Origin of the sequence: Pedobacter cryoconitis (assembly GCF_014200595.1) — a bacterium.
Taxonomy (GTDB): domain Bacteria; phylum Bacteroidota; class Bacteroidia; order Sphingobacteriales; family Sphingobacteriaceae; genus Pedobacter; species Pedobacter cryoconitis_C.
Genome location: NZ_JACHCG010000005.1, coordinates 316,616 through 337,764, shown reverse-complemented (window position 1 = coordinate 337,764; position 21,149 = coordinate 316,616). Strand labels below are relative to the sequence as shown.

Annotated in this window: 15 protein-coding genes; 9 read left to right on the top strand and 6 right to left on the bottom strand. The window is 39.2% G+C overall.

The annotated features are described in order from the left end of the window. The 4 genes from lpxA to HDE70_RS23915 all read right to left on the bottom strand — a co-directional run bounded on the left by lpxA (nt 1) and on the right by HDE70_RS23915 (nt 4,634). Complete coding sequence (gene lpxA, locus HDE70_RS23930; RefSeq protein ID WP_183869239.1) at nt 1-786, bottom strand: acyl-ACP--UDP-N-acetylglucosamine O-acyltransferase; 786 nt, start codon at nt 784-786, stop codon at nt 1-3. Further along, entirely contained in the window at nt 783-2,195 is a 1,413-nt protein-coding gene (locus HDE70_RS23925; protein WP_183869240.1) for a bifunctional UDP-3-O-[3-hydroxymyristoyl] N-acetylglucosamine deacetylase/3-hydroxyacyl-ACP dehydratase, read from the bottom strand. The genes lpxA and HDE70_RS23925 overlap by 4 nt, the downstream gene beginning before the upstream one ends. Nucleotides 2,196-2,221: 26 nt before the next feature. Beyond that, on the bottom strand, nt 2,222-3,268 hold the full coding sequence (lpxD, locus tag HDE70_RS23920) for a UDP-3-O-(3-hydroxymyristoyl)glucosamine N-acyltransferase (RefSeq protein ID WP_183869241.1): 1,047 nt from the start codon (nt 3,266-3,268) through the stop codon (nt 2,222-2,224). A gap of 136 nt (nt 3,269-3,404) precedes the next feature. After that, nucleotides 3,405-4,634 (bottom strand): HD domain-containing protein, encoded by a 1,230-nt coding sequence (locus tag HDE70_RS23915; RefSeq protein ID WP_183869242.1) that lies wholly within the window; start codon nt 4,632-4,634, stop codon nt 3,405-3,407. A gap of 104 nt (nt 4,635-4,738) precedes the next feature. Between HDE70_RS23915 and HDE70_RS23910 the strand changes: the two genes are divergently transcribed. From HDE70_RS23910 to HDE70_RS23900, 3 genes are read left to right on the top strand one after another with little or no spacing between them, the layout of a single operon-like run. Beyond that, on the top strand, nt 4,739-6,292 hold the full coding sequence (locus tag HDE70_RS23910; RefSeq protein ID WP_041883582.1) for a bifunctional response regulator/alkaline phosphatase family protein: 1,554 nt from the start codon (nt 4,739-4,741) through the stop codon (nt 6,290-6,292). A 9-nt stretch (nt 6,293-6,301) separates the two neighbouring features. After that, nucleotides 6,302-6,724 (top strand): tRNA (adenosine(37)-N6)-threonylcarbamoyltransferase complex ATPase subunit type 1 TsaE, encoded by a 423-nt coding sequence (tsaE, locus tag HDE70_RS23905; RefSeq protein ID WP_183892046.1) that lies wholly within the window; start codon nt 6,302-6,304, stop codon nt 6,722-6,724. Nucleotides 6,725-6,771: 47 nt separating this feature from the next. Further along, complete coding sequence (locus HDE70_RS23900; protein ID WP_183869244.1) at nt 6,772-7,998, top strand: alanine dehydrogenase; 1,227 nt, start codon at nt 6,772-6,774, stop codon at nt 7,996-7,998. On the opposite strand, the gene HDE70_RS23895 is transcribed toward HDE70_RS23900, so the two are convergent. Then, nucleotides 7,999-9,177 carry an MFS transporter gene (locus HDE70_RS23895; RefSeq protein ID WP_183892045.1) on the bottom strand — a complete coding sequence of 393 codons (1,179 nt, stop codon included), beginning with the start codon at nt 9,175-9,177 and terminating at the stop codon, nt 7,999-8,001. It abuts the gene before it with no gap. Nucleotides 9,178-9,329: 152 nt separating this feature from the next. Further along, nucleotides 9,330-10,676, bottom strand: a complete 1,347-nt coding sequence (locus tag HDE70_RS23890) for a D-alanyl-D-alanine carboxypeptidase (protein ID WP_260162063.1) — start codon at nt 10,674-10,676, stop codon at nt 9,330-9,332. 157 nt (nt 10,677-10,833) lie between these two features. Here HDE70_RS23890 and HDE70_RS23885 point away from each other — a divergent pair, with 157 nt between their 5' ends. The 6 genes from HDE70_RS23885 to HDE70_RS23860 all read left to right on the top strand — a co-directional run bounded on the left by HDE70_RS23885 (nt 10,834) and on the right by HDE70_RS23860 (nt 21,057). After that, a complete protein-coding gene (locus HDE70_RS23885) occupies nt 10,834-13,341 on the top strand; it encodes a zinc-dependent metalloprotease (RefSeq protein WP_183892043.1) in 2,508 nt (835 codons plus the stop codon). A gap of 130 nt (nt 13,342-13,471) precedes the next feature. Next, nucleotides 13,472-14,413, top strand: a complete 942-nt coding sequence (locus HDE70_RS23880; protein ID WP_183869248.1) for a hypothetical protein — start codon at nt 13,472-13,474, stop codon at nt 14,411-14,413. Between the two features lie 95 nt (nt 14,414-14,508). Further along, nucleotides 14,509-14,700 carry a cold-shock protein gene (locus HDE70_RS23875; RefSeq protein ID WP_037441187.1) on the top strand — a complete coding sequence of 64 codons (192 nt, stop codon included), beginning with the start codon at nt 14,509-14,511 and terminating at the stop codon, nt 14,698-14,700. Between the two features lie 200 nt (nt 14,701-14,900). Continuing rightward, the gene (locus tag HDE70_RS23870; protein WP_183892042.1) at nt 14,901-18,215 is read left to right on the top strand and encodes a hypothetical protein; all 3,315 of its coding nucleotides are present in this window, start codon (nt 14,901-14,903) and stop codon (nt 18,213-18,215) included. A gap of 10 nt (nt 18,216-18,225) precedes the next feature. Then, the gene (ybeY, locus tag HDE70_RS23865) at nt 18,226-18,678 is read left to right on the top strand and encodes an rRNA maturation RNase YbeY (RefSeq protein ID WP_183869250.1); all 453 of its coding nucleotides are present in this window, start codon (nt 18,226-18,228) and stop codon (nt 18,676-18,678) included. 504 nt (nt 18,679-19,182) lie between these two features. Continuing rightward, entirely contained in the window at nt 19,183-21,057 is a 1,875-nt protein-coding gene (locus HDE70_RS23860) for an ABC-F family ATP-binding cassette domain-containing protein (protein WP_183892041.1), read from the top strand. The last annotated feature ends 92 nt before the right edge of the window (nt 21,058-21,149 follow it).

The following is a 21,149-nucleotide window of genomic DNA, read 5'->3' as shown; positions in this document are numbered from 1 at the left end:
TTAGCTACCCGATCCAAAACCCTTCATCACACCTCTGTTTGAATTTCTGATAAAATCAACGATTTCATCACGAATTTCCGTCGGTGCAAATTCAGCCTCTATCTTATCAAGGGCTTTGGTCACATTGTTATGCTTTACAAACAGTACCCTGTAGATCTCCTGTATCTCATTGATTTTCTCTGAAGAAAATCCGCGTCTTCTTAATCCAACAGAATTAATCCCTGCGTATGACAAAGGCTCTCTTGCAGCCTTAACGTAAGGCGGAACATCTTTTCTTACCAGTGAACCACCGGTAATGAACGCATGCGCCCCTACATTAACAAACTGATGTATCGCAACTAAACCAGCCAGAACCACGTAATCACCAATAGTGATATGCCCTGCCAGTGTGGTGCTGTTAGAGAAAATACAATTATTACCCACTTCGCAATCATGCGCAATATGTGAATAAGCCTGAATCAGGCAATTGCTTCCAATTACAGTCTTCCATTTATCTTTTGTTCCGCGGTTAATCGTTACACACTCCCTGATCGTGGTATTATCCCCGATTTCGGCAGTAGTAATTTCACCTGCGAACTTTAAATCCTGAGGGACTCCGGAGATTACAGAACCAGGAAAAATCCTGCAATTCTTTCCTATCCTTGCGCCATCCATGATTACCACATTAGAGGCAATCCATGTTCCTTCCCCAATGACAACGTCTTTATGTATAACAGAAAAAGGCTCTATGACCACATTGTCTGCTATGATCGCATCAGGATGTATATATGCTAATGGTTGTATCATGATACGCGTTCGCTATCTTTAACTTTTGAAATCTGGGCCATCATCTCTGCCTCTACTACTATTTTCTCTCCTACCATGCCCACGCCTTTCATCTGTGCAATGCCTCTGCGGATTGGCTCCATCAAATCACATCTGAAAACGATCGTATCACCAGGCAACACTTGTGCCCTGAATCTCACTTTATCAATTTTAAGGAAATAAGTCAGATAGTTTCTTGGATCAGGAACAGTACTTAATACTAAAATACCACCAGTCTGCGCCATCGCCTCTATCTGGATTACACCCGGTAAAACTGGTGCACCCGGAAAATGCCCTTTGAAAAACTCTTCATTCATCGTTACATTTTTCACCCCAACAACGTGTGTTTTTGATAATTCAAGGATTTTATCGATGAACAAAAACGGCTGTCTGTGCGGCAAAATATCCATGATCTGCATCACATCATAAAGTGGCTTTACAGACGGATCATAAACATGCTGAACTTTCTTGTTTTTTTCTTTCTTGATTGCGGCTTTAATCTTTTTCGCAAACGCAATGTTTGCCGCATGTCCTGGTCTTGCAGCCATGATATGCCCTTTAATGTGCATTCCAACAAGCGCAAGGTCACCAATCATATCTAATAATTTGTGTCTTGCAGGCTCATTCTGGTAACGCAGCTCCATATTGTTCAAAATACCCTGTGGAGCTACTTCTATCTTTTCTCTGTTGAATATTTTAGCCAGGTGATCTAACTCATCACGCGTAACCTCTTTGTCAACAATAACAATTGCGTTATTTAAATCACCACCTTTAATCAGGTTGTTCTGTAATTGATATTCCAGTTCATGCAGGAAACAGAAAGTACGGCAGGATGCAATCGCACTTTTGAATTCCGCAATCGTAGAAATTACAGCATGCTGACTACCCAGAACAGGTGAGTTATAATCAATCATACAAGTAAACCTGTAATCTTCAAGCGGCATTGCCACGATCTCTACCTTGCGTTCAGCGTCAGTATAAGTAATATTATGAGGGATCTGGAAATACTCACGGTCAATACTTTGCTGTACTAAGCCAACACTTTCCAGTGCCTCTACAAAAAGGATCGCACTTCCGTCCATAATCGGAGTTTCAGGGCCATCCAGCTTCATTAATATATTATCAAGATCCATCCCAACCAAAGAAGCCATTACATGCTCCACCGTGCTGATACTAGCTCCGTTTTGCGTAATCGTTGTGCCTCTTGCTGTATCTGTAACATTGTCACAGTCTGCATCGATGATTGGTTGACCTGGTAAATCAGTCCTTTGAAATTTAAACCCGTGGTTTTCCGGAGCCGGACAAAAAGTTAAAGTGACACTGGCACCTGTATGCAAGCCTACTCCATGTACAGAAACTTCGCTTTTTATGGTTTTTTGTTTAACGTTCATTATTGTTTTGTGTGGTACTAATTATACTATGACTGGAGTTTTGCTGTAATTTCAGCCTCTAATTTTGTAATCCGTTTTTCTATTCCCGGCAAATGCTTGAACAACACAGATGCACGCATCCAGTCTCTGAGCGGCTGCGCAGGCGTGCCGTGCCATTGTTTATTCTCTTCTGTAATATTGGAATTAATTCCAGCCTGTGCGCCAATTTGTGTGCCTCTGGCTAACGATAAATGCCCTGCAATTCCAACCTGACCGCCAACAACTGATCTTTCACCGACCTTACTGCTTCCGGAAATTCCTGCCTGAGCAGCTACAACCGTATGCTCTCCAATTTCTACATTGTGTGCAATCTGAATCAGATTATCCAGTTTTGAGCCTTTTCTAATAAAAGTAGAGCCCATTGTTGCTCTGTCAATTGCCGTATTGGCACCGATTTCAACATCATTTTCAATCACGACATTCCCTATCTGTGCAATTTTAGTATAGGTACCATCGGGCTGAGGGGCAAATCCAAATCCATCACTGCCAATTACTGTATTAGAATGGATAACGACCCCATTTCCAATGACAGAACGGTTATAAATTTTAACTCCGGGATGAAAAGTACACCCTGAGCCTATTTTTGAATCTGTTCCAATATGTATTTGCTGTAAAATCTTTGTATTGTCTCCAATTTCAACATTCGCATCGATATAAGAAAAAGCTCCTATAAACACATTCTTACCAATTTTTGCTGAAGGATGAACAAAAGAAGGTTGTTCAATACCTGTTTTTTGAGCAGTCTCATTCAAGACCTCATTATACTTTTCCAGTAAAACAGAAAAAGCACTATATGGGTCCTTCACCTTCACCAGCGTACAGCTGATAGGTTGTGAAGGAACAAAATCTAACCCAACGATAACGACAGATGCGTTCGTTGAATAGATGAAGTTCTCGTATTTCCGGTTAGATAGAAAACATAAGGCCCCTTTTTTCCCTTCTTCTATTTTCGAAAGCTCTGAAACTGTGATAGTTTCATCGCCTTCAACTGTTCCACTTAAAAAGTCGCTTATCTGCTTGGCAGTAAATTGCATTCTACAAAGTTAAATGTTAAATTGATATGAACAAATTATCCCAACTCCCTATTTTATCAGACACTTGACCATTTCAACGCTTCTATATAATCGGATAAAAAACGGGATAATAATTGGATTATTTTGTTAAATAATGCTAAATAATTCTTGGATAGCAAAGTATATGCTTTCTAACTGTCCTGTCGAGCGATTCCAGGTTAGATAAATCGGATGCTTTTGCAATATCTGTTGTTGTATTATTTTTCATTAATATATTAATTGTGCTGTTCCCGCCCCCTGTATTGTAAGCTCTGTTGCTGATTACATCCGTAAAAACAAAGTAAGATACCTCATTCTGATCAATTCCAAGGCTAAAGGCCGTATTTTCACTAATCATCGCCACTCTGCCCGGATCAGGCGCGTCATTGGTAATCTCAATCTTATATAGATTACGGTTAACCAGCATATTACATAAGGAGGAAAGGATTCTGTCCTGATGCTCACACCAGACTTTCACCGAGGCAAAAATATCCTGATCATCCAGTCTGGCGAATTGCAGTAAATGCACATTCGTCTCAAAGAACTCCTTTTGAGAAATTTCATTTTTCAGGAAATGCTGCAATGCCGGGGTTGCAAATAAGTCTCCGCCTTTTACAGCAAGCTCTTTGGCACGTTTCAAAATTTTCACCAGCAGCATCTCTCCCGCAATCACTGTTTTATGCAAATAAACCTGCCAGTACATTAATCTTCTTGCAATCAGGAACTTCTCAATAGAGTAAATTCCCTTTTCTTCAATGACCAGCTGATCATCAGCGATGTTAAACATCTTAATAATCCGGTCAAAACTGATTACACCTTCACTTACACCTGTAAAGAAACTGTCCCTGTTTAAATAATCCATTCTGTCCAGATCCAGCTGACTTGAAATCAACTGATGCAGGAATTTCTTTGGATACTCTCCCTTAAATATAGCAATGGCAGTATTTAGTTTTCCGCCAAACTCCATATTCAGGCGCTCCATCATCAGGATAGAAATATCTTCGTGCTGAATCCCTTTGACCAGTGAATATTCCAGGGCATGAGAAAATGGCCCGTGACCGATATCATGGAGCAATATTGCTATCGTTGCCCCCTCTTCTTCATCTTTGGTAATCTCATGACCCTTACTGCGTAAGATATCAATAGCCAGGCACATCAGGTGCATTGCACCAAGCGCGTGATGGAAACGCGTATGCAAAGCTCCAGGATAAACCAGGTGTGTCATCCCCAATTGCTTAATATAGCGTAAACGCTGAAAAAAGGGATGTGAGATCAGATCAAAGATCAATTCTGAGGGTATATTGATAAATCCATATACCGGGTCATTTATTATTTTCTTTTTATTCAATCTTGGCAAAATAAATTATACGGTACAAAAATTGCTATTTTTATCCGTACTTAAGAAAGAGATATCTCTTTTTAAGGATTTATTTACACCTTATACATACAATAATGCAGGAAACCAAGATTCTATGGGCCGATGATGAGATCAACTTATTAAAACCGCATATATTACTATTGAACGAAAAAGGGTACCACGTGACAACATTTACGAATGGAAACGATGCATTGGAGGCTTTTGGCAAGGAGCATTTCGACCTGGTATTTCTTGATGAAAATATGCCCGGCATGAGTGGACTGGAAACCCTCTCTGCCATTAAAAATATAAAAAGTGACATTCCGGTTGTCCTTATTACCAAAAGTGAAGAAGAAAACCTGATGGAGGATGCGATCGGTTCAAAAATTGACGATTATCTGATAAAGCCCGTTAATCCTAAGCAAGTATTGCTGACAATCAAAAAAATTATAGACAATAAAAGACTGATCAGTGCCAAAACTTCGATGGCTTATCAACAAGATTTCAGACGTTTAGGCATGACACTGAATGACAAATTAAGTTACGAAGAATGGACAGAGGTTTATAAAAAACTTATTTTCTGGGAACTGGAACTTGAAAAGCTGGATGATCCTCAGATGCATGAAATTCTGACTATGCAAAAGTCTGAAGCGAATACACAGTTCTCTAAATTCATTGAAGACAACTACATTGATTGGGTGAACAAAAGAGGCAAAACACCTTTATTATCTAATGAACTGCTTAAAAAGAAAGCATTCCCACACATCAATTCGACTACTCCCGTATTTTTCATCCTGATTGATAACCTGAGATACGATCAATGGAAAATCATCAATCCTTTAATCACCGAGCATTTCAGGTTAGACGAGGAAGATATTTATACGAGTATCCTGCCAACAGCGACACAATATGCAAGGAACTCTATCTTTTCAGGCCTGATGCCGCTCGAAATGGAGAAACGTTTCCCTTCACTTTGGCAAAACGATGACGAAGAAGGTGGTAAAAACATGCATGAAGAAGCCTTTCTCGCAGATCAGATTAAACGCAGCGTTCGTAAAGACTGCAAATTCAGCTACCATAAAATTCTGACTTATGATGATGGAAAAGCGCTTAATGAGCAAATGAACAACCTGATGCAGAATGAATTTAATGCAATCGTTTACAACTTTGTCGATATGCTTTCTCATGCCCGTACCGATATGGCCATGATCAGAGAACTGGCTAATGACGATGCAGCTTACCGTTCACTCACGCTTTCCTGGTTTGAACACTCTCCTTTATTAGAGCTGTTAAAGAAACTTGCTCAGAAACAGGTTAAAGTAATTATTACTACAGATCACGGTACCATCAGGGTGAAACATCCGAGTAAAGTAATCGGGGATAGAAATACCAATACAAACCTGCGCTATAAACAAGGCAGAAATCTGAATTTTAATGCAAAAGAGGTATTTTTGATTAAGAATCCTCATGAGGCACAGTTACCTAAAATAAATATCAGTTCTAATTATATTTTCGCCAAAGAAGACCGTTATTTTGTTTATCAGAACAACTACAACCAGTTTGTGAACTATTATAATGAAACGTTCCAGCACGGTGGGATCTCTCTGGAGGAAATGATGATTCCTGTAGCGACCTACAGCTCAAGATAGCATATTGAAATGAACATTGAAATTAATCACCTGGACGAACTGGGCAGTGCCGCTGAAGCACTGCTCAGTTTTGCAGGAAACGAAAAAATATTCGCCTTCGATGGCGAAATGGGAGCAGGAAAAACAACTTTTATTAAAGTCCTCTGCCAGAAACTAGGCGTAACAGATGTAGTTAACAGTCCTACATTTTCTATTGTAAATGAATATGCAGCACCAGCTCATCAGGCCATTTATCATTTTGACTTCTACAGGATTAAAAACTTGCAGGAAGTATTTGATATTGGTTATGAAGAATATTTTTATTCGGGTAATATCTGCCTGATAGAATGGCCTCAGATGATTGGCGGATTGCTGCCTGAAAATTATATCGAAGTTGGAATTACGGCATTGTCAGAAGACAAACGTTCTTTCACCTTCACAAAAATTTCTTAAATTCAGCTTATTTTTCTTAATTTCAATCAAAAAATCAGATAGACAGAATGGCTACAGGATTACGGGAAGAAATGGCCTCTATTGCTCAAAAAGGACTGCTACAGCCTAAAGAGACATTGTCAGAAATCAAACAGAAAAGCAACAGTCTTTATATTGGAATTCCTAAAGAGATCTCTTTTCAGGAAACCCGGATTGCACTTACACCTTTATCCGTTGCACTGCTGGTCAATCATGGCCATAAAGTATTGCTGGAAAGTGGTGCAGGTACAGGCGCAAACTTCTCTGACAATGATTACAGCGAACAGGGTGCACAAATTACATTCAATAAAAAGGATGTATATGATGCTGATATTATCGTAAAGATAGCCCCGCCAACGTTAGAAGAAATCAATCTGATGCATAAGGGCCAGACACTGATCTCTGCTTTGCAGATGGGTGCACTTAAAGAAGGTTACCTGAAAGCATTACTGAATAAGAAAATCAATGCTTTGTGCTTTGAGAATCTAAGGGATGAAGGAAATGTTTTAACGGTTGTACGCGCAATGAGCGAGATCGTAGGTGCTACTTCCATCTTTATTGCCGCAGAGTATTTAAGCAGTGTAACCGGTGGTAAAGGCTTAATGCTGGGTGGTTTTACTGGCGTCCCTCCTACAGAAATTGTGATTCTTGGTGCTGGAACGGTTGGAGAATATGCAGCCAGAACAGCACTTTCATTGGGTGCAGAGGTCAAAGTATTTGACAGTTCTATTTATCGCCTGCGCCGTCTTCAGAATAACCTGGGAAGCCGTGTATTTACTTCTGTTATGCAACCTATCGTATTGGGAAAAGCCGTAACCACCTGTGATGTGGTGATTGGTGCCATCCGGGCTACACATGGCAGAAGCCCTTGTATTGTAACCGAAGAAACAGTGAGCAGAATGAAACCAGACTCGGTAGTGATTGACGTGAGTATAGATCAGGGCGGATGTTTCGAAACCTCTGAGGTAACGAACCACAAAGACCCGGTTTTCAGAAAACATGATGTTATCCATTACTGCGTACCTAATATCGCATCCAGAGTACCCAGAACAGCTTCTTATGCCTTAACCAATATCTTTACCCCAATCCTGGTAGATATAGGCGAAATGGGTGGTCTGATGAGCCTGATCTGGAATAAACCAGGTATCAGAGAAGCACTTTATATTTATAAAGGCCACCTGACCAGTAAAGATCTGGCTGCCAGATTTAGCCTGCCTTATAAGGATATCGAATTATTAGTTGCTGCAAATCAATAGCTAAACTGTAGCTGCAAGCTTAGGCTTCCAGACAAATTGCAGGTAAACTAATGCTGCAATGGTAATGCCTGTACAGATGAAAAATGTATAGGGTATGGTTTTGATATTGTCAATAAATAACCAGCCAGCCAGCAGTGCCCCCAAACCAATTCCGGCTTCCAAAGCGATATACATGGTTGCCATAGCCTTACCGCGGTGTTTTGGATCACTCAGATCTATGGTCCAGGCATTGACAGTTGGTGAAAGCATTCCTGTTGCTACACCGTATAAAGCTGAAGCGGCCATTAAAGTAAAGGATGAATTCGCAAAGCCGATGCATAATAACGAAACAGCCAGTAATGCAAGGGATATTTTCAGGATTAAAACCCTTCCATGCCTGTCAGAGGCTTTACCGGCCACAAAACGGATCAGTAAGGAAGACAGGGTAAATACCATAAAAAACAAGCCTTTATTACTGGTTCCAAGATATTTGCTCCAATCTCCGACAACAGTCAGGATTACGCCATAACTCACATAACTCAGCAACGTAATTAAAGCCGCCGGAATCACTCTCCATTCAATAATATCCTGTCTTTTAATTTTCAATAAGGAGAAGCTGAAAGGTTGTTTTTCTTTTAGGGTTTCCTTCATATTTCCGAGAATAACGATGGAAGATAAAGCGAAAATTGAAGAGCAATAAAACAAGACGTTAATGGAGAAATGATCGGTTATTGTACTTCCAATAGCAGGGCCGATGGCCAGACCGGTACTGAAACAAATTCCATGAATCCCCATGGCTTCTCCCCACCTGTTCTCCGGAACCAGATCTGCAACATAAGCCGCGGTTGCGGTTGGCTTAAATCCAGTAGAAAACCCATGAATTAATCTGAGAAAAAGAAATCCGGCAACTGTGGTGAGTACAGGATATAAGAATCCGCAAACGAAACAAACTATGGAGCCTACTGCCATAATAGGTACGCGGCCTATAGTATCTGTCAGTTTACCGCTAAAAGGTCTGGAGATCCCTGCTGTGAGCGTAAAAAGGGCAATGATTAATCCTTTATAAGAAGCTCCGCCCATTGCACTGAGATATGCAGGCAATTCTGGGATCAGCATATTAAAACTGGCAGAAAAAAGGAAAGAGCTTAAACATACCAGGCCAAATTGCAGGGTATAAATCGATTGATCGGACTTTTGCATATCCGCACAAAAATAGAGATAAAATTAGAGAAGCAGTTTAAATTCAGGTGATAAAATTGTAAAGTACAGGATTGTTTCTTACAGCAGTTTTGAAGCGGTTGTAGTAAGGTTGTCTTGCAGTACCCAGCCATAACCCTAACCAGAATATCAAGTTAATACTGATCGTGGATGTACCCCATGAGTTTGGCCATTTCTGCCTTTAACTCTTTAACAGGGGTCATAAAATTGTTATTCATGAAAGAAAAGACCAGCGTTTTTCCTCTTTTGGTGACGATATAACCACTCTGGTTATAATTATTCGAAAACGTTCCGGTTTTTGCAAATACGAAAGGATGTGACGTTTTAGGATAAGCATTTTTAAGTGTTCCCCGCAAACCTCCGGCGGGAAGCATACTGAAGAGTTTTTCCCTGTTGTTTACCTCTTTGTCGATCATTTTCAGCAGCATAATCATATCCCTGGGGCTGAACAGGTTCATTCTCGACACCCCTGATCCATCTACCCAGCGCGGACGGTCTGGCAAATCTTTCAGGTATTTGTCCAGAACGTACCGGATCGCATCAGTGCCGCTTAATTTCTGCTGAAACTGATTCGAATAAACCAGTAGAAGCTGCTCGGCAATAAAATTATCGCTTGGCAAAAGCATCTCCCGGAAAAGATCTTCAGATTTGCTGTTGTAAATTGTCTTTGCAGTAACCGGCATCTCCAGCTGGATGAGCTGTACATCGCGTCCTAAAGTATCTCTTAATAGATTCAATGTAGTTAAAGTGCTTGTTTGATAAGGAACCAACTGTTTAAAATCAGCAGGAATAACCCCTGAAGGATATTTAAATTCGTTCTTTTCCAGCATTCTCACCACACCGAATTCCTTTTGATGAGTTAAGCTATCTTTCACCAGGCAATCGTTAAAATGATGTGGATTAACAGTGATTCGCCCCTTTTCATTTTTAAATCCGGCCAGGTTATCCATCATAGGCAGCTCGGTTATTTCTGCCTGGGTATCATCATTGTAATCGTCCCATGCCCAGCCCTGCCCATAAACATTGCCTGTATATCTGCCTGGTGCAAAAAACAACTGCTTTGTACTGCTGCTTAAAAATTTGAAGGTTTTCTCCTCGCGCATTCCCCGCTTCAAAAAAGAAGGGTCTCCTGTACCCCAGAAAATAAGTGAATCGCCGCGTTCTATATAGCGTATAGAAGGAATGGAATCCGGTATCATTTTTAACCCGGCATAAAAAGTATATAACTTGGTATTAGAGGCAGGAATAAAATATTTGTCTGCATTTTGCGTATAAATCATCCCCTGACGATCTGATTCAGAAAGGGCAAATCCGACAAGATGGTCATTGAGAATAGGTGAATCCGTTATAAAATGAGAGACATTTTTAGCTAACCGGTGCTGCATGGAGCAGCCTTCAAGAAACAGTAAAATAAACAATGCCGGAATGAAAAACGACTGAACACGGTACACTTTTTTTAATTCCATTACACTCTTTACCATTGATATAGTCCGAATATATTGCTTTTTCTGAAAATACAGATACCCTTCCGTTTAAACTGCGGCCTATTTTGTAACGTTGCAATTACGTTGCATTATTTTAAGCTGACAATAGATATTTTTACGTCTTCAACCCAAACCCCAAATTTCTTTATTATCAATGAATTCAAAAACTAAATTACTGGCCATTGCCGGTATGTGTTTTTTAGGTGCGGTATGCAGCGAAACTGCTTCTGCACAGAAAAAATCTAAAAAGACAGCTGCAACTGCGGCGCCCGCTCCCACTATTCCAGCTCCCAAAAAGGAAGGGCTGAAGCCATTTTCTGAAGTGATTACTGCAAAAGCAAGAACGAAAAATGGATTGTTCAAAACTTATAAAGTGGATGATAAATGGTTTTTCGAGATTCCTGATACGTTATTAAACCGTGAAATGCTTGTCGTTACCCGTTTAAATAAAGTCCCATCCGGCGTATCTGTTGGCAACCAGCAATATGGAGGAGAAGAATTAAATGACCAGGTTTGGCAATGGGAACGTCGCGGAAAGCAGGTTTTTATCCGTGTACCCAGTTATTCTGTAAGAGCCGACAGCACTTCAGATATGTATCAATCTGTTAAAAATTCGAACCTGTCTACAATTCTTGCCAGCTTTGAGATTAAAGCTTACAATAAAGATACCACAGGTGTAGTAATTGACGTTACCGATTTTTATAACGGTGATGTCGTGGCTATTGGCGCTACTGATGCCTTAAGAAAAGCCTATAAAGCAAGCGCTCTGGATGCCGGGCGTTCTTATGTAGATACGATCAAAACTTTCCCTATAAATATCGAAGTAGTGACCAGCAAAACCTATAAATCGGCAGAATCTCCGATTGACAATAGTATTGGTGCAGTAACTTTTGAATTCAATACTTCGATGCTCCTTTTACCAAAAACACCGGTTAAAGCGAGATTAACAGACCCGCGGGTAGGTTATTTCGGCCAATCACAAACAGATTACGGTACAGATGCCCAAAAAGCAGAACGCACGGCCTATATCCACCGATGGAATCTGGTTCCCAAGGATACTGCGGCTTATATGCGTGGTGAATTGGTAGAGCCTGTTAAACCAATTGTAATTTACATTGATCCGGCCACTCCAAAAAAATGGATTCCTTATTTAATTCAGGGGATTAATGACTGGCAGATTGCCTTTCAGGAAGCAGGATTTAAAAATGCCATTATCGGAAAGGAAGCTCCTACTGCTGCACAGGATCCTGATTTCAGTGTAGAGGATTCCAGGTACTCTGTTGTGCGTTATTTTGCTTCAAATATCGCCAATGCTTATGGGCCTCATGTTTCCGATCCACGTACCGGACAAATTCTCGAAACACATATTGGCTGGTACCATAATGTAATGAATTTACTTAGAAACTGGTATTTCGTACAAACTGCGGCTGTTAATCCGGCAGCCAGAAAAGCTAAATTTGATGATAAACAAATGGGTGAACTGATCCGTTTTGTTTCTTCACATGAAATTGGGCATACGCTTGGCCTGCCTCATAATTTTGGTTCAAGTTATGCCTATCCGGTAGATTCCCTTCGTTCGAAAACCTTTACCAATACACACGGAACAGCGCCATCTATTATGGATTATGCACGTTTTAACTATATCGCACAACCTGGTGATGGGGTAACTAAACTACATCCTGAAATTGGTGAATATGATAAATGGTCTATTAAATGGGGCTATACCTGGTTTCCGGGTAACTTAACTGCTAAACAGGAAAGAGCAAAACTGGATGTATGGACAGTCGCTAAAGCAGGTAATCCTTTGTATTATTATGGCCGCCAGGGCACCAGTCTTGACCCGCGCTTACAAAGCGAGGATTTAGGAGATAATGCAATGAAAGCCAGTACTTATGGTATCGCTAATTTAAAGCGGATCCTTCCGAATATAGAAATATGGACTTACCAGAAAGGGCAGGATTTTAGTGATTTGAAAGAGCTCTATAATGAAGTTATTACCCAGTATGGCAGATATATGGGCCATGTAAGAGCCAATGTTGGCGGAATGAGCGAAAATTTTAAAACGAATGATCAGAAAGGTACTGTTTATTCTTATTTGTCTAAAGCTAAACAAAGAGAAGCAATCGCATTTTTCAATACGCAGCTGTTTACTACTCCGGTATGGCTGATTAATAACGAACAGCTGAATAAATTTGATAACGGACAGATCCTGAATAAGATTAAGGCGGTACAAACCAGCACATTAAATCTTTTATTGACCCCTGGCCGTATTGCGCGTTTATTGGATAATGAGGCGAAGAATGGTACAGCAAGCGCATATACGCTTCCTGAGCTTTTTACGGATCTGAAAACCAGTATATTCTCTGCCAACAGACCGGATGCTTTTAAACGTAATTTACAACGTTCCTATGTAGAGACGCTAACGCAATTGATGACTAAAGAAATGGATGCCCCGGCTGGAGCAAGTGCTGAAGGCCTTGCTAATTATGGTGTTACCCCTATTAATGTTTCTTTGTCGGATATCAGGCCGCTGGTAAGAGCTGAATTGAAATCGCTGTTAACGCTAACTAAAGCAAGGGCTTTGGCTGGTGATAGCTTGACAAAAGCACATTATGATGACCTGGTGATCAGGATCAATGATATTCTTTTTCCTAAAAAATAATCGGGTCTATTCCCTTTATTAAGCCCTTAAGCAATATTTTTATAGCTTAAGGGCTTTTCTTTTATCAACCCTTGTTATGATTAGCAAATAAAGCCTGATATATTTACAGGAAAAAAGCGTTGTCTATTATATGAGAGCAATCACCTCCCTGTCTATTTTTGTAAGTTTCAGCCTGTTACTGACCGCGTGCAATACGAAAGCGAAGAAAGAAAAATTACCAGAACATGTAAAGTTGGATGTGACTCCGGTCAAAGGGATCCGCTATACGGAAGTAAAACGCCGTTTCAGCAACGGGTTATCTTTCGATACATCTGGTTTTCAGCAGGAACCAAGCTGGATTATTCAGTTTAAATCTGCTGATACCGTATGGGCTTATGATCCTGCTCAGAAAATTATGCAGCCGTTTCACTTACACCATGACCATGCTGATGTCTTTAATTTTGCGAAAGAATGGTTCAGGTTTAAGCTGATCAGCAAAGACAGCCTTGTTTTTCAACGACTTCAGGTAACTAAAAAAGAGATTGCAGATGATATCCGTTCGGATGTAAACATGACATTTTATGCCGATGATTATATCAAAAATAAATTAAAAACTACTGCCGGAAAGTTACAGCGCCCAAGTAAAGCAGATACCCTTTTTATTGAGAGAATGGTGGCTAAAGCGACCAAATATCCAGATCAGAGGGACAGTGTATTTGCGGGCAGACAAGTGGTCTCTTTGCGTCCGCGCGATAACCGGATTACCGTAGAACGTTTAAGCAGTGTCGATAAATTGAATGGCAGAACGGAGGCCTATGATTACCTCTATCCGCAATATAAGCTGGTTATTCCGGATGCTTATAAAGAATTCGCTTATGAGTTCAATGTCCTTGTAGACGAAAAAGGAAAAATGAGATTAAGTTATTTTTTCACTAATCTTCCGGAATTCAGGGAAACAAGAAAAAAAGTTCTGGAAGGGATTATAAGCGTATATCTGCAAAATTTACTAATAATTAAACCGGGTAGCACTCTTGGCGTGCCTCATACGAGTGAAATTACGGTAGATGTGATCGGGAGAAAACCCTCAAAATAAATCGTCAAAAATTATATTTATCAAAAAATGAAGCATTTGCAGATTATAAAAAAATAATTACTACATTGCAGACTTAATTATTAATACATAATACAATGCAAGAAGGAACAGTAAAATTTTTCAATGTAACTAAAGGTTTTGGATTTATCGTACCAGCGAATGGCGATAGCGAAATTTTTGTACATTCAACAGGCCTTATCGATGAAATCCGTGAAAACGACAAAGTAGAATACGATGTTGAAAGCGGTAAAAAAGGTTTGAATGCGATCAATGTTAAAGTAATCTAGATTATTATAACCATAATTCGTACAAGCTTCCTGATGAGATATCGGGAAGCTTTTTTTATGCCTTTTAAAATCTATCCAGAATAAAAAAAGGCCATTTCCTGCCCCTTTTCATAAAAAACAGCAATTACATTCGTTCTCTGTACAAGGCTTTTCTATCTTTAAATTCAGAAACGGCTTAAACGGGCTTTTATACAGCAGAAATGGATAGCAATTACAGCCTTTTAATTTCAAAGATTAATGAATTCAGGCAGCAGTTTTATCTCAATAAATTGCTTCATGGTCTGATTTATACGCTTGCCCTTTTATTTGCCCTTTATCTTTTCTTGTTTGTACTGGTGTATTATCTGCATCCTGCTCCCCTGGTTAAAACCATCCTCTTCTTTTCTTATCTGCTGATCTTACTGGTTTCTATAACCATTGGCATTATTAAACCTGCTCTTGCCTATTTCAGGCTGAGTAAGACCATTAGTTTAGAGGAGTCGGCCACACTTATAGGAAACCATTTTGAGCCTGTACGTGATAAATTGCTGAATACTTTACAGCTTAAAGCACTGGCAGATTTATCCCCTGAGCATAATCAATTAATTTTAGCAGGAATAGATCAGAAGATTAATGAATTAACACCTGTTCCATTCAGTAAAGCGATTAACCTTGGGGATAATAAAAAACTAATTAAGTATTTTGTAGTTCCGCTGGTGCTGATTATCGCTATTGGAATCGTTGCTCCTGCTATTTTAAAAGAAGGAACTAATAGCTTCGTCAAGTATGATCAGGAGATTTTACCAGTGGCCCCTTTTGATTTTGTACTGCTGAATAAGGCTTTGGTAGTTACACAAGGGGATGATTTACAGTTGAGTCTTAAAATTGACGGAGATCAGCTCCCGCAGGAAGTCTATTTAAAAGAAGGCCTTAATACATTTAAGCTGGAGAAAAAAACAAATAGTAGTTTCCGGTATACTTTAAAAAACCTGCAAAAGACGCAGCAAATCCGCTTTAGTGCAGGTGGTTTTGATTCCAGGCCCTATACCCTGACTGTCAAACCCAGACCAGCTGTATTAACGATGGAAGCCCATTTGAGCTATCCTTCTTATTTGAAGAAAAAGAACGAAACGGTTTCCAATGCAGGAGATTTAACCCTACCGGAAGGTACTGCTGTCACCTGGATAGTCTCCACTGAAAATACGAAACAATTGTTATTTGCATTAGGCAACCAGCTTCAGGAGCTCCCTGTGGCAAATAATTCAGCACAGTTTAAAGCTGTACTTAAAAAAAGCCAGGACTACCGGGTTGTCCCTAAAAATGAATTTTCCGTACATCAGGACTCGATCAGCCATAAAATTGAAGTCATTGCAGATCTTTCTCCTGCGATAGAAGTTAAAGAAACTGCGGATTCACTGAGCCGTAAAGCGCTATATTTTACGGGGAATATTCATGATGATCATGGTTTCAGCGCTTTAAAATTCATTTATACGCTTAAAGAAAATGGTATCGCGAAAAAAACAGTACAGACTGGTATTCCTGTGAAAGCAAATCAACTGGAGAATTCTTTCTTCTATTTCTGGAATCTCAAAAATATAGAGATCAAGCCTGGTCAAATACTGGAATATTACCTGGAAGTAGCGGATAATGATGCAGTGAACGGGCCTAAAAAAAGTCGCACCATGGTCAGGACTTACGAGCAGCCTACTGCCAGTCAGCTGGAAAAACAGACAAATGCCGCAAGCAGCCAGTTGAAACAGAAAATGGAGTCGGCAATTAAACTGGCCGGTCAGGTCGAGAAAGAAAGCAAGAAACTGGGAGAAACATTACTGGATAAAAAGGAGCTCACTTTTGAGGATAAGAAAGATATTGGCCAGTTAATGGAAAAGCAAAAAAAGTTGGAGGCTGTTGTAAAGGAAATCCAGGAAGCTAAACAGAAAAATACTTTCAATTCTACAGAGAACGATGATTTAAAGAAAGAATTGGCAGAAAAGCAGAAAAAAATAGATGATTTGTTTAACAATGTTCTTGATCCCAAAACCAAAGAGCTGCTGGAAAAACTGCAAAGCCTGGTTACCCAGAATAATAAAGATCAGACGCAGCAGGAGTTGAGCAAAATGACCATGGATAATAAATCCTTAAAGAATGAACTTGACCGGATCCTGGAATTGTATAAGCAATTGGAATTTGAGCAAAATCTGCAAAATAAGATCGACCGTTTAGCTGACCTTGCCAAGGCTCAAAAGGATTTAAGCAAGTCTACTAAAGACCAGAAGAATTCACTGGATGAGTTACAAAAGAAACAGGAAAAGCAACAACAGGAATTTAATGACCTGAAAAAAGAGATGAAAGAACTGGATGCTAAAAACCAGGCTTTAGAAAGGCCTAACCCTTTTCAACCACAGGAAAAAACAGCACAGCAAATTCAGCAACAACAACAACAAAGTCTTGAAAAGTTAACGAAAAACCAAAGGCAGAAGGCTTCAGAACAGCAGCAAAAAGCGGGCGATCAACTACAGGAAATGGCTGATCAGCTTAAAGAAGAGCAGCAGTCTGCCACTGAAACCGAAAATAATCTACAGGTAGAGGAATTAAGGTTATTACTTCAGCATTTGCTGAAAACTTCTTTTGATCAGGAAAAAGTGATGCTTAGTTTAAAGAAAATGGCATTCAATGATCCTGCTTATGTTGGCAATGTCCAGTTACAACGCGGAATAAAAGATAATTTAAAAACGATTTCAGATAGCTTGTCTGCGTTGAGCAAAAGAATTCCTCAGATCCAGAGTGCGGTGGGTGAAGAAATGCAGCAGATTAATTTCAATCTGGATAAAAGTCTGGAAAACCTGGCGGAACGCAGAACTTATGAAGCGGTCAAAAATCAGCAGTACACCATGACTTCAATTAATAACCTGGCTTTAATGCTGAATGAAGCACTGGAACAATTGGAAAAAAATAAGCGCAATTCTAAATCCGGCGGAAAAGGGAAAGGGAAACAATCCATGCAGCAGCTTCAGCAAATGCAGCAGCAATTGAACAAGAATATGGAGCAGGCCAGGCAAAAGCTTCAAAAAGAAGGCAAACAAGGAAGTGTACCTAAAGGGGAAATGAGTGAAAGTTTTGCAAAAATGGCGCAGCAGCAGCAGATGATCCGCGAAGCTTTACAGAAACTGAATACAGAACAAAATAAGGATGGAAGTGGTGGTCTTGGGAATTTAAACCAGGTCATCAAAGACATGAAAACAACAGAGTCTGACCTGATCAATAAAAGACTGGAAGACGCAACGATTAAACGTCAGCAAGGTGTACTGACTAAATTACTGGATGCTGAGAAAGCAAGCAGGGAACAAAGTGAAGATGAGAAAAGAGAAAGCAAAGCCGGAAAAGACTTTCCTCCATCCTATCCTAAATTGTTAGAACAGTTCAAAAAGAAACAAGCTGCTGAACAGGAATTATTACAGAAATTGCCGCCTTCGCTGAATTACTATTACAAAAATAAAATAGCAGACTACTTTAAATTGCTAAATTTGCAGCCGTAAATCGTGAGTCATGAGCAAACCAGCAGTACATTTTTTTTTAGAAGACGTTAAGTATACCCTTAAAAATAAAACAGTAATCAGAAACTGGATCAATGAGACTATCATTGCAGAAGGTTTTCAACTGGAGGAGTTAACGTTTATTCTGTGCTCTGACGAATATCTGCTGGCCATAAACCAGCAATATCTAAATCATGATACTTATACTGATGTGATCACTTTTGATAACTCAGAGGCTCCTGAAATTATTCAGGGAGATATCTTTATCAGCATAGAACGTATTCAGGAAAATGCAAAAGAATTTAAGAGCACGGTACAGCATGAATTGTGCAGGGTAATTATTCATGGTACTTTACACTTGTTAGGTTACAAGGATAAAGGAAAAGCAGCCAAAACCCTGATGACACAGAAAGAAGATCAATATCTGGCTTTATTCAACGCTGCATTGGCAAAAACAGCTGTATAGTTCTGATTACACTTAACGACGAAAACACTAAATACTGTAAATCAACAAGTTACACTTTTATTTTGAGTCCTAAAACACTGACCTTATTTTAAGCGTTATAAGCCCGTTTTAAAATTTCTTAGACTTATCTGTTCAAAACAGCAATAATTTCTTTAAATCGGCTATAAAGCGCCGAAAACAGCATATTAAAGACGTTAGTCATTTAAATTATCCTGTTTTGGCAAATCTTTGCTTTTTGACCTCATAATTACCTGCTTGGGCGTGCTGATTAACAAAATCTATTCTTCCTTTTTCAGGTTACCCGACAGCTCCTCTCCGCAATAATTTTATCATTCTGATTTTTCAAATCTTCGCTTCGGGACTTTTTCTATATATACTTATAAATCCGTAGGTTACTGAATTGTAATATAATATTTAGTTGTTTAAACACATGAATATTATACCCACAAATATTGCTTACTTTTGCGGATAATTTCTTATCTGATAATTCGTTAAAAATATACTTTGAGCACATTAATTGCAGCAGAAAATTTAGGCCATGCCTACAATGATGAATGGTTATTCAAAAATTTAACCTTAGGCATCCAGACTGGTCAGCGCGTAGCGCTGGTTGGAATCAACGGAGCTGGTAAAAGCACCCTATTAAAATTACTGGCCGAGCGGTTTACGCCGCTGGAAGGGAAAATAGTAAAAAATAAATTCGTTAAGATTGGTTTTCTGGATCAGGAACCCTCCTTCCCGGATGGATATTCTATTAGTGATTTTATTTTTTCTACAGACAATAAGCAGCAACAGTTAATCAAAGAATATGAAGAACTGATTGAAGACCCAAACCCTGATGAAAAAAAACTTAACCGTTTATACGAAGAGTTAAGCGAACACAATGCCTGGGAATATGAGCATGAAATCAAAACGATTTTAAGCCGTATGGGGATTAACCATCTGCAACAAAAAATTTCAACTTTATCTGGTGGTCAGAAAAAACGTTTGGCCCTGGCTAAACTTTTGATTGAAGATCCTGAGATTTATGTCTTGGATGAGCCTACGAATCACCTGGACATTGATACTATTGAATGGTTAGAAAAGTTACTGACTTCAGGAAATAAAACAATCTTACTGGTAACGCATGACAGGTATTTTCTGGATAATGTATGTAATACTATTGTAGAGCTGGATAGAGGTAAGATTTATAATTACAATGGAAATTACGCTTATTTCCTGGAAAAAAAATCAGAACGCGAAGCTTCGGATGAGAGTACTTTCCAAAAAAATAAGAATCTCCTGAAAAAAGAATTAGAATGGATGCGCAGAATGCCTGCGGCAAGAACTACTAAATCTCAATCAAGAATAGATGCTTTTTATGATTTAGAAAGTAAAACTAAACAACGTTCTGATACAGGAAGTGTAACCCTAAGCATGAAAATGTCCCGCCAGGGAAATAAAATTCTGGAGCTGGATCACATCGGTCAGTCTTTTGATGAGAAAAAAATAATCAATGATTTCAGTTATACATTCAAACGTGCAGACCGTATTGGTTTAGCCGGAAAAAATGGAACTGGAAAATCTACTTTACTGAACATTATAACAGGCTTTCAAATTCCTGAAAAAGGTAAAGTAAGCACTGGAGAAACTACCGTTTATGGTTATTATAAACAAGGTGGTTTAGCGTTCAATGAAAAAGAAAGAGTAATTGATATTGTTAAATCGGATGCTGAATATATCAAGATGGCTGATGGCTCAATGATCTCCGCTTCTCAGTTATTAACGTTATTCCTCTTCCCTCCCAAAAAGCAACACGGGATGGTAGAAAAACTAAGTGGTGGAGAGAAAAAGCGTTTACACCTGATGAAGGTTTTAATGCAAAATCCAAACTTCCTGATCCTGGATGAGCCGACCAATGATTTAGATATTGATACTCTAAATGTATTGGAAGAGTTCCTGGAAAACTTCCCCGGCGTACTGATCCTGGTTTCCCATGATAGGTATCTACTAGACAAAATGAGTGAGCAATTATTCATTATGGAAGGAGAAGGAATAGTTAGTATTTACAATGGTAATTATTCTGAATATAGAATTAGCCTGGATACACCTAAAGAAAAAGCAGAAACAAAACCGAATAAAACCGAACAGAAAACTGCTGCTATCCCTGCCAATAAATTAACTTATAAAGAGCAGAAAGAATTAGATGATTCAGAAGCTAAAATTGCAGAGACTGAAAACGAAATTGATAAATTAACTAATTCCCTGCTTTCCATTGACAGTGCTAACTATATGGAAATACAAGAAGTAACGAAAGCTATCGAAAAGCTAAATACTACTTTAGAACAGACCATGGAACGTTGGGTAGAGTTGTCAGAGAAGACAAACAAAACGACTTAATTAAAGAAATAGTTTAGGTCATTATAAGGCTGTCTAAGGCATTAAAAAGATTAAACAAGAACGTTAAGCCAGCATAAAAATTAACGTTCCAC

Bases quoted from the DNA above. Each gene is read 5' to 3' on its own strand.
- lpxA (WP_183869239.1), bottom strand. From the start codon at position 786: ATGATACAACCATTAGCATATATACATCCTGATGCGATCATAGCAGAC.
- HDE70_RS23925 (WP_183869240.1), bottom strand. From the start codon at position 2,195: ATGAACGTTAAACAAAAAACCATAAAAAGCGAAGTTTCTGTACATGGA.
- lpxD (WP_183869241.1), bottom strand. From the start codon at position 3,268: ATGCAATTTACTGCCAAGCAGATAAGCGACTTTTTAAGTGGAACAGTT.
- HDE70_RS23910 (WP_041883582.1), top strand. From the start codon at position 4,739: ATGCAGGAAACCAAGATTCTATGGGCCGATGATGAGATCAACTTATTA.
- tsaE (WP_183892046.1), top strand. From the start codon at position 6,302: ATGAACATTGAAATTAATCACCTGGACGAACTGGGCAGTGCCGCTGAA.
- HDE70_RS23900 (WP_183869244.1), top strand. From the start codon at position 6,772: ATGGCTACAGGATTACGGGAAGAAATGGCCTCTATTGCTCAAAAAGGA.
- HDE70_RS23895 (WP_183892045.1), bottom strand. From the start codon at position 9,177: ATGCAAAAGTCCGATCAATCGATTTATACCCTGCAATTTGGCCTGGTA.
- HDE70_RS23890 (WP_260162063.1), bottom strand. From the start codon at position 10,676: ATGGTAAAGAGTGTAATGGAATTAAAAAAAGTGTACCGTGTTCAGTCG.
- HDE70_RS23885 (WP_183892043.1), top strand. From the start codon at position 10,834: ATGAATTCAAAAACTAAATTACTGGCCATTGCCGGTATGTGTTTTTTA.
- HDE70_RS23880 (WP_183869248.1), top strand. From the start codon at position 13,472: ATGAGAGCAATCACCTCCCTGTCTATTTTTGTAAGTTTCAGCCTGTTA.
- HDE70_RS23875 (WP_037441187.1), top strand. From the start codon at position 14,509: ATGCAAGAAGGAACAGTAAAATTTTTCAATGTAACTAAAGGTTTTGGA.
- HDE70_RS23870 (WP_183892042.1), top strand. From the start codon at position 14,901: ATGGATAGCAATTACAGCCTTTTAATTTCAAAGATTAATGAATTCAGG.
- ybeY (WP_183869250.1), top strand. From the start codon at position 18,226: ATGAGCAAACCAGCAGTACATTTTTTTTTAGAAGACGTTAAGTATACC.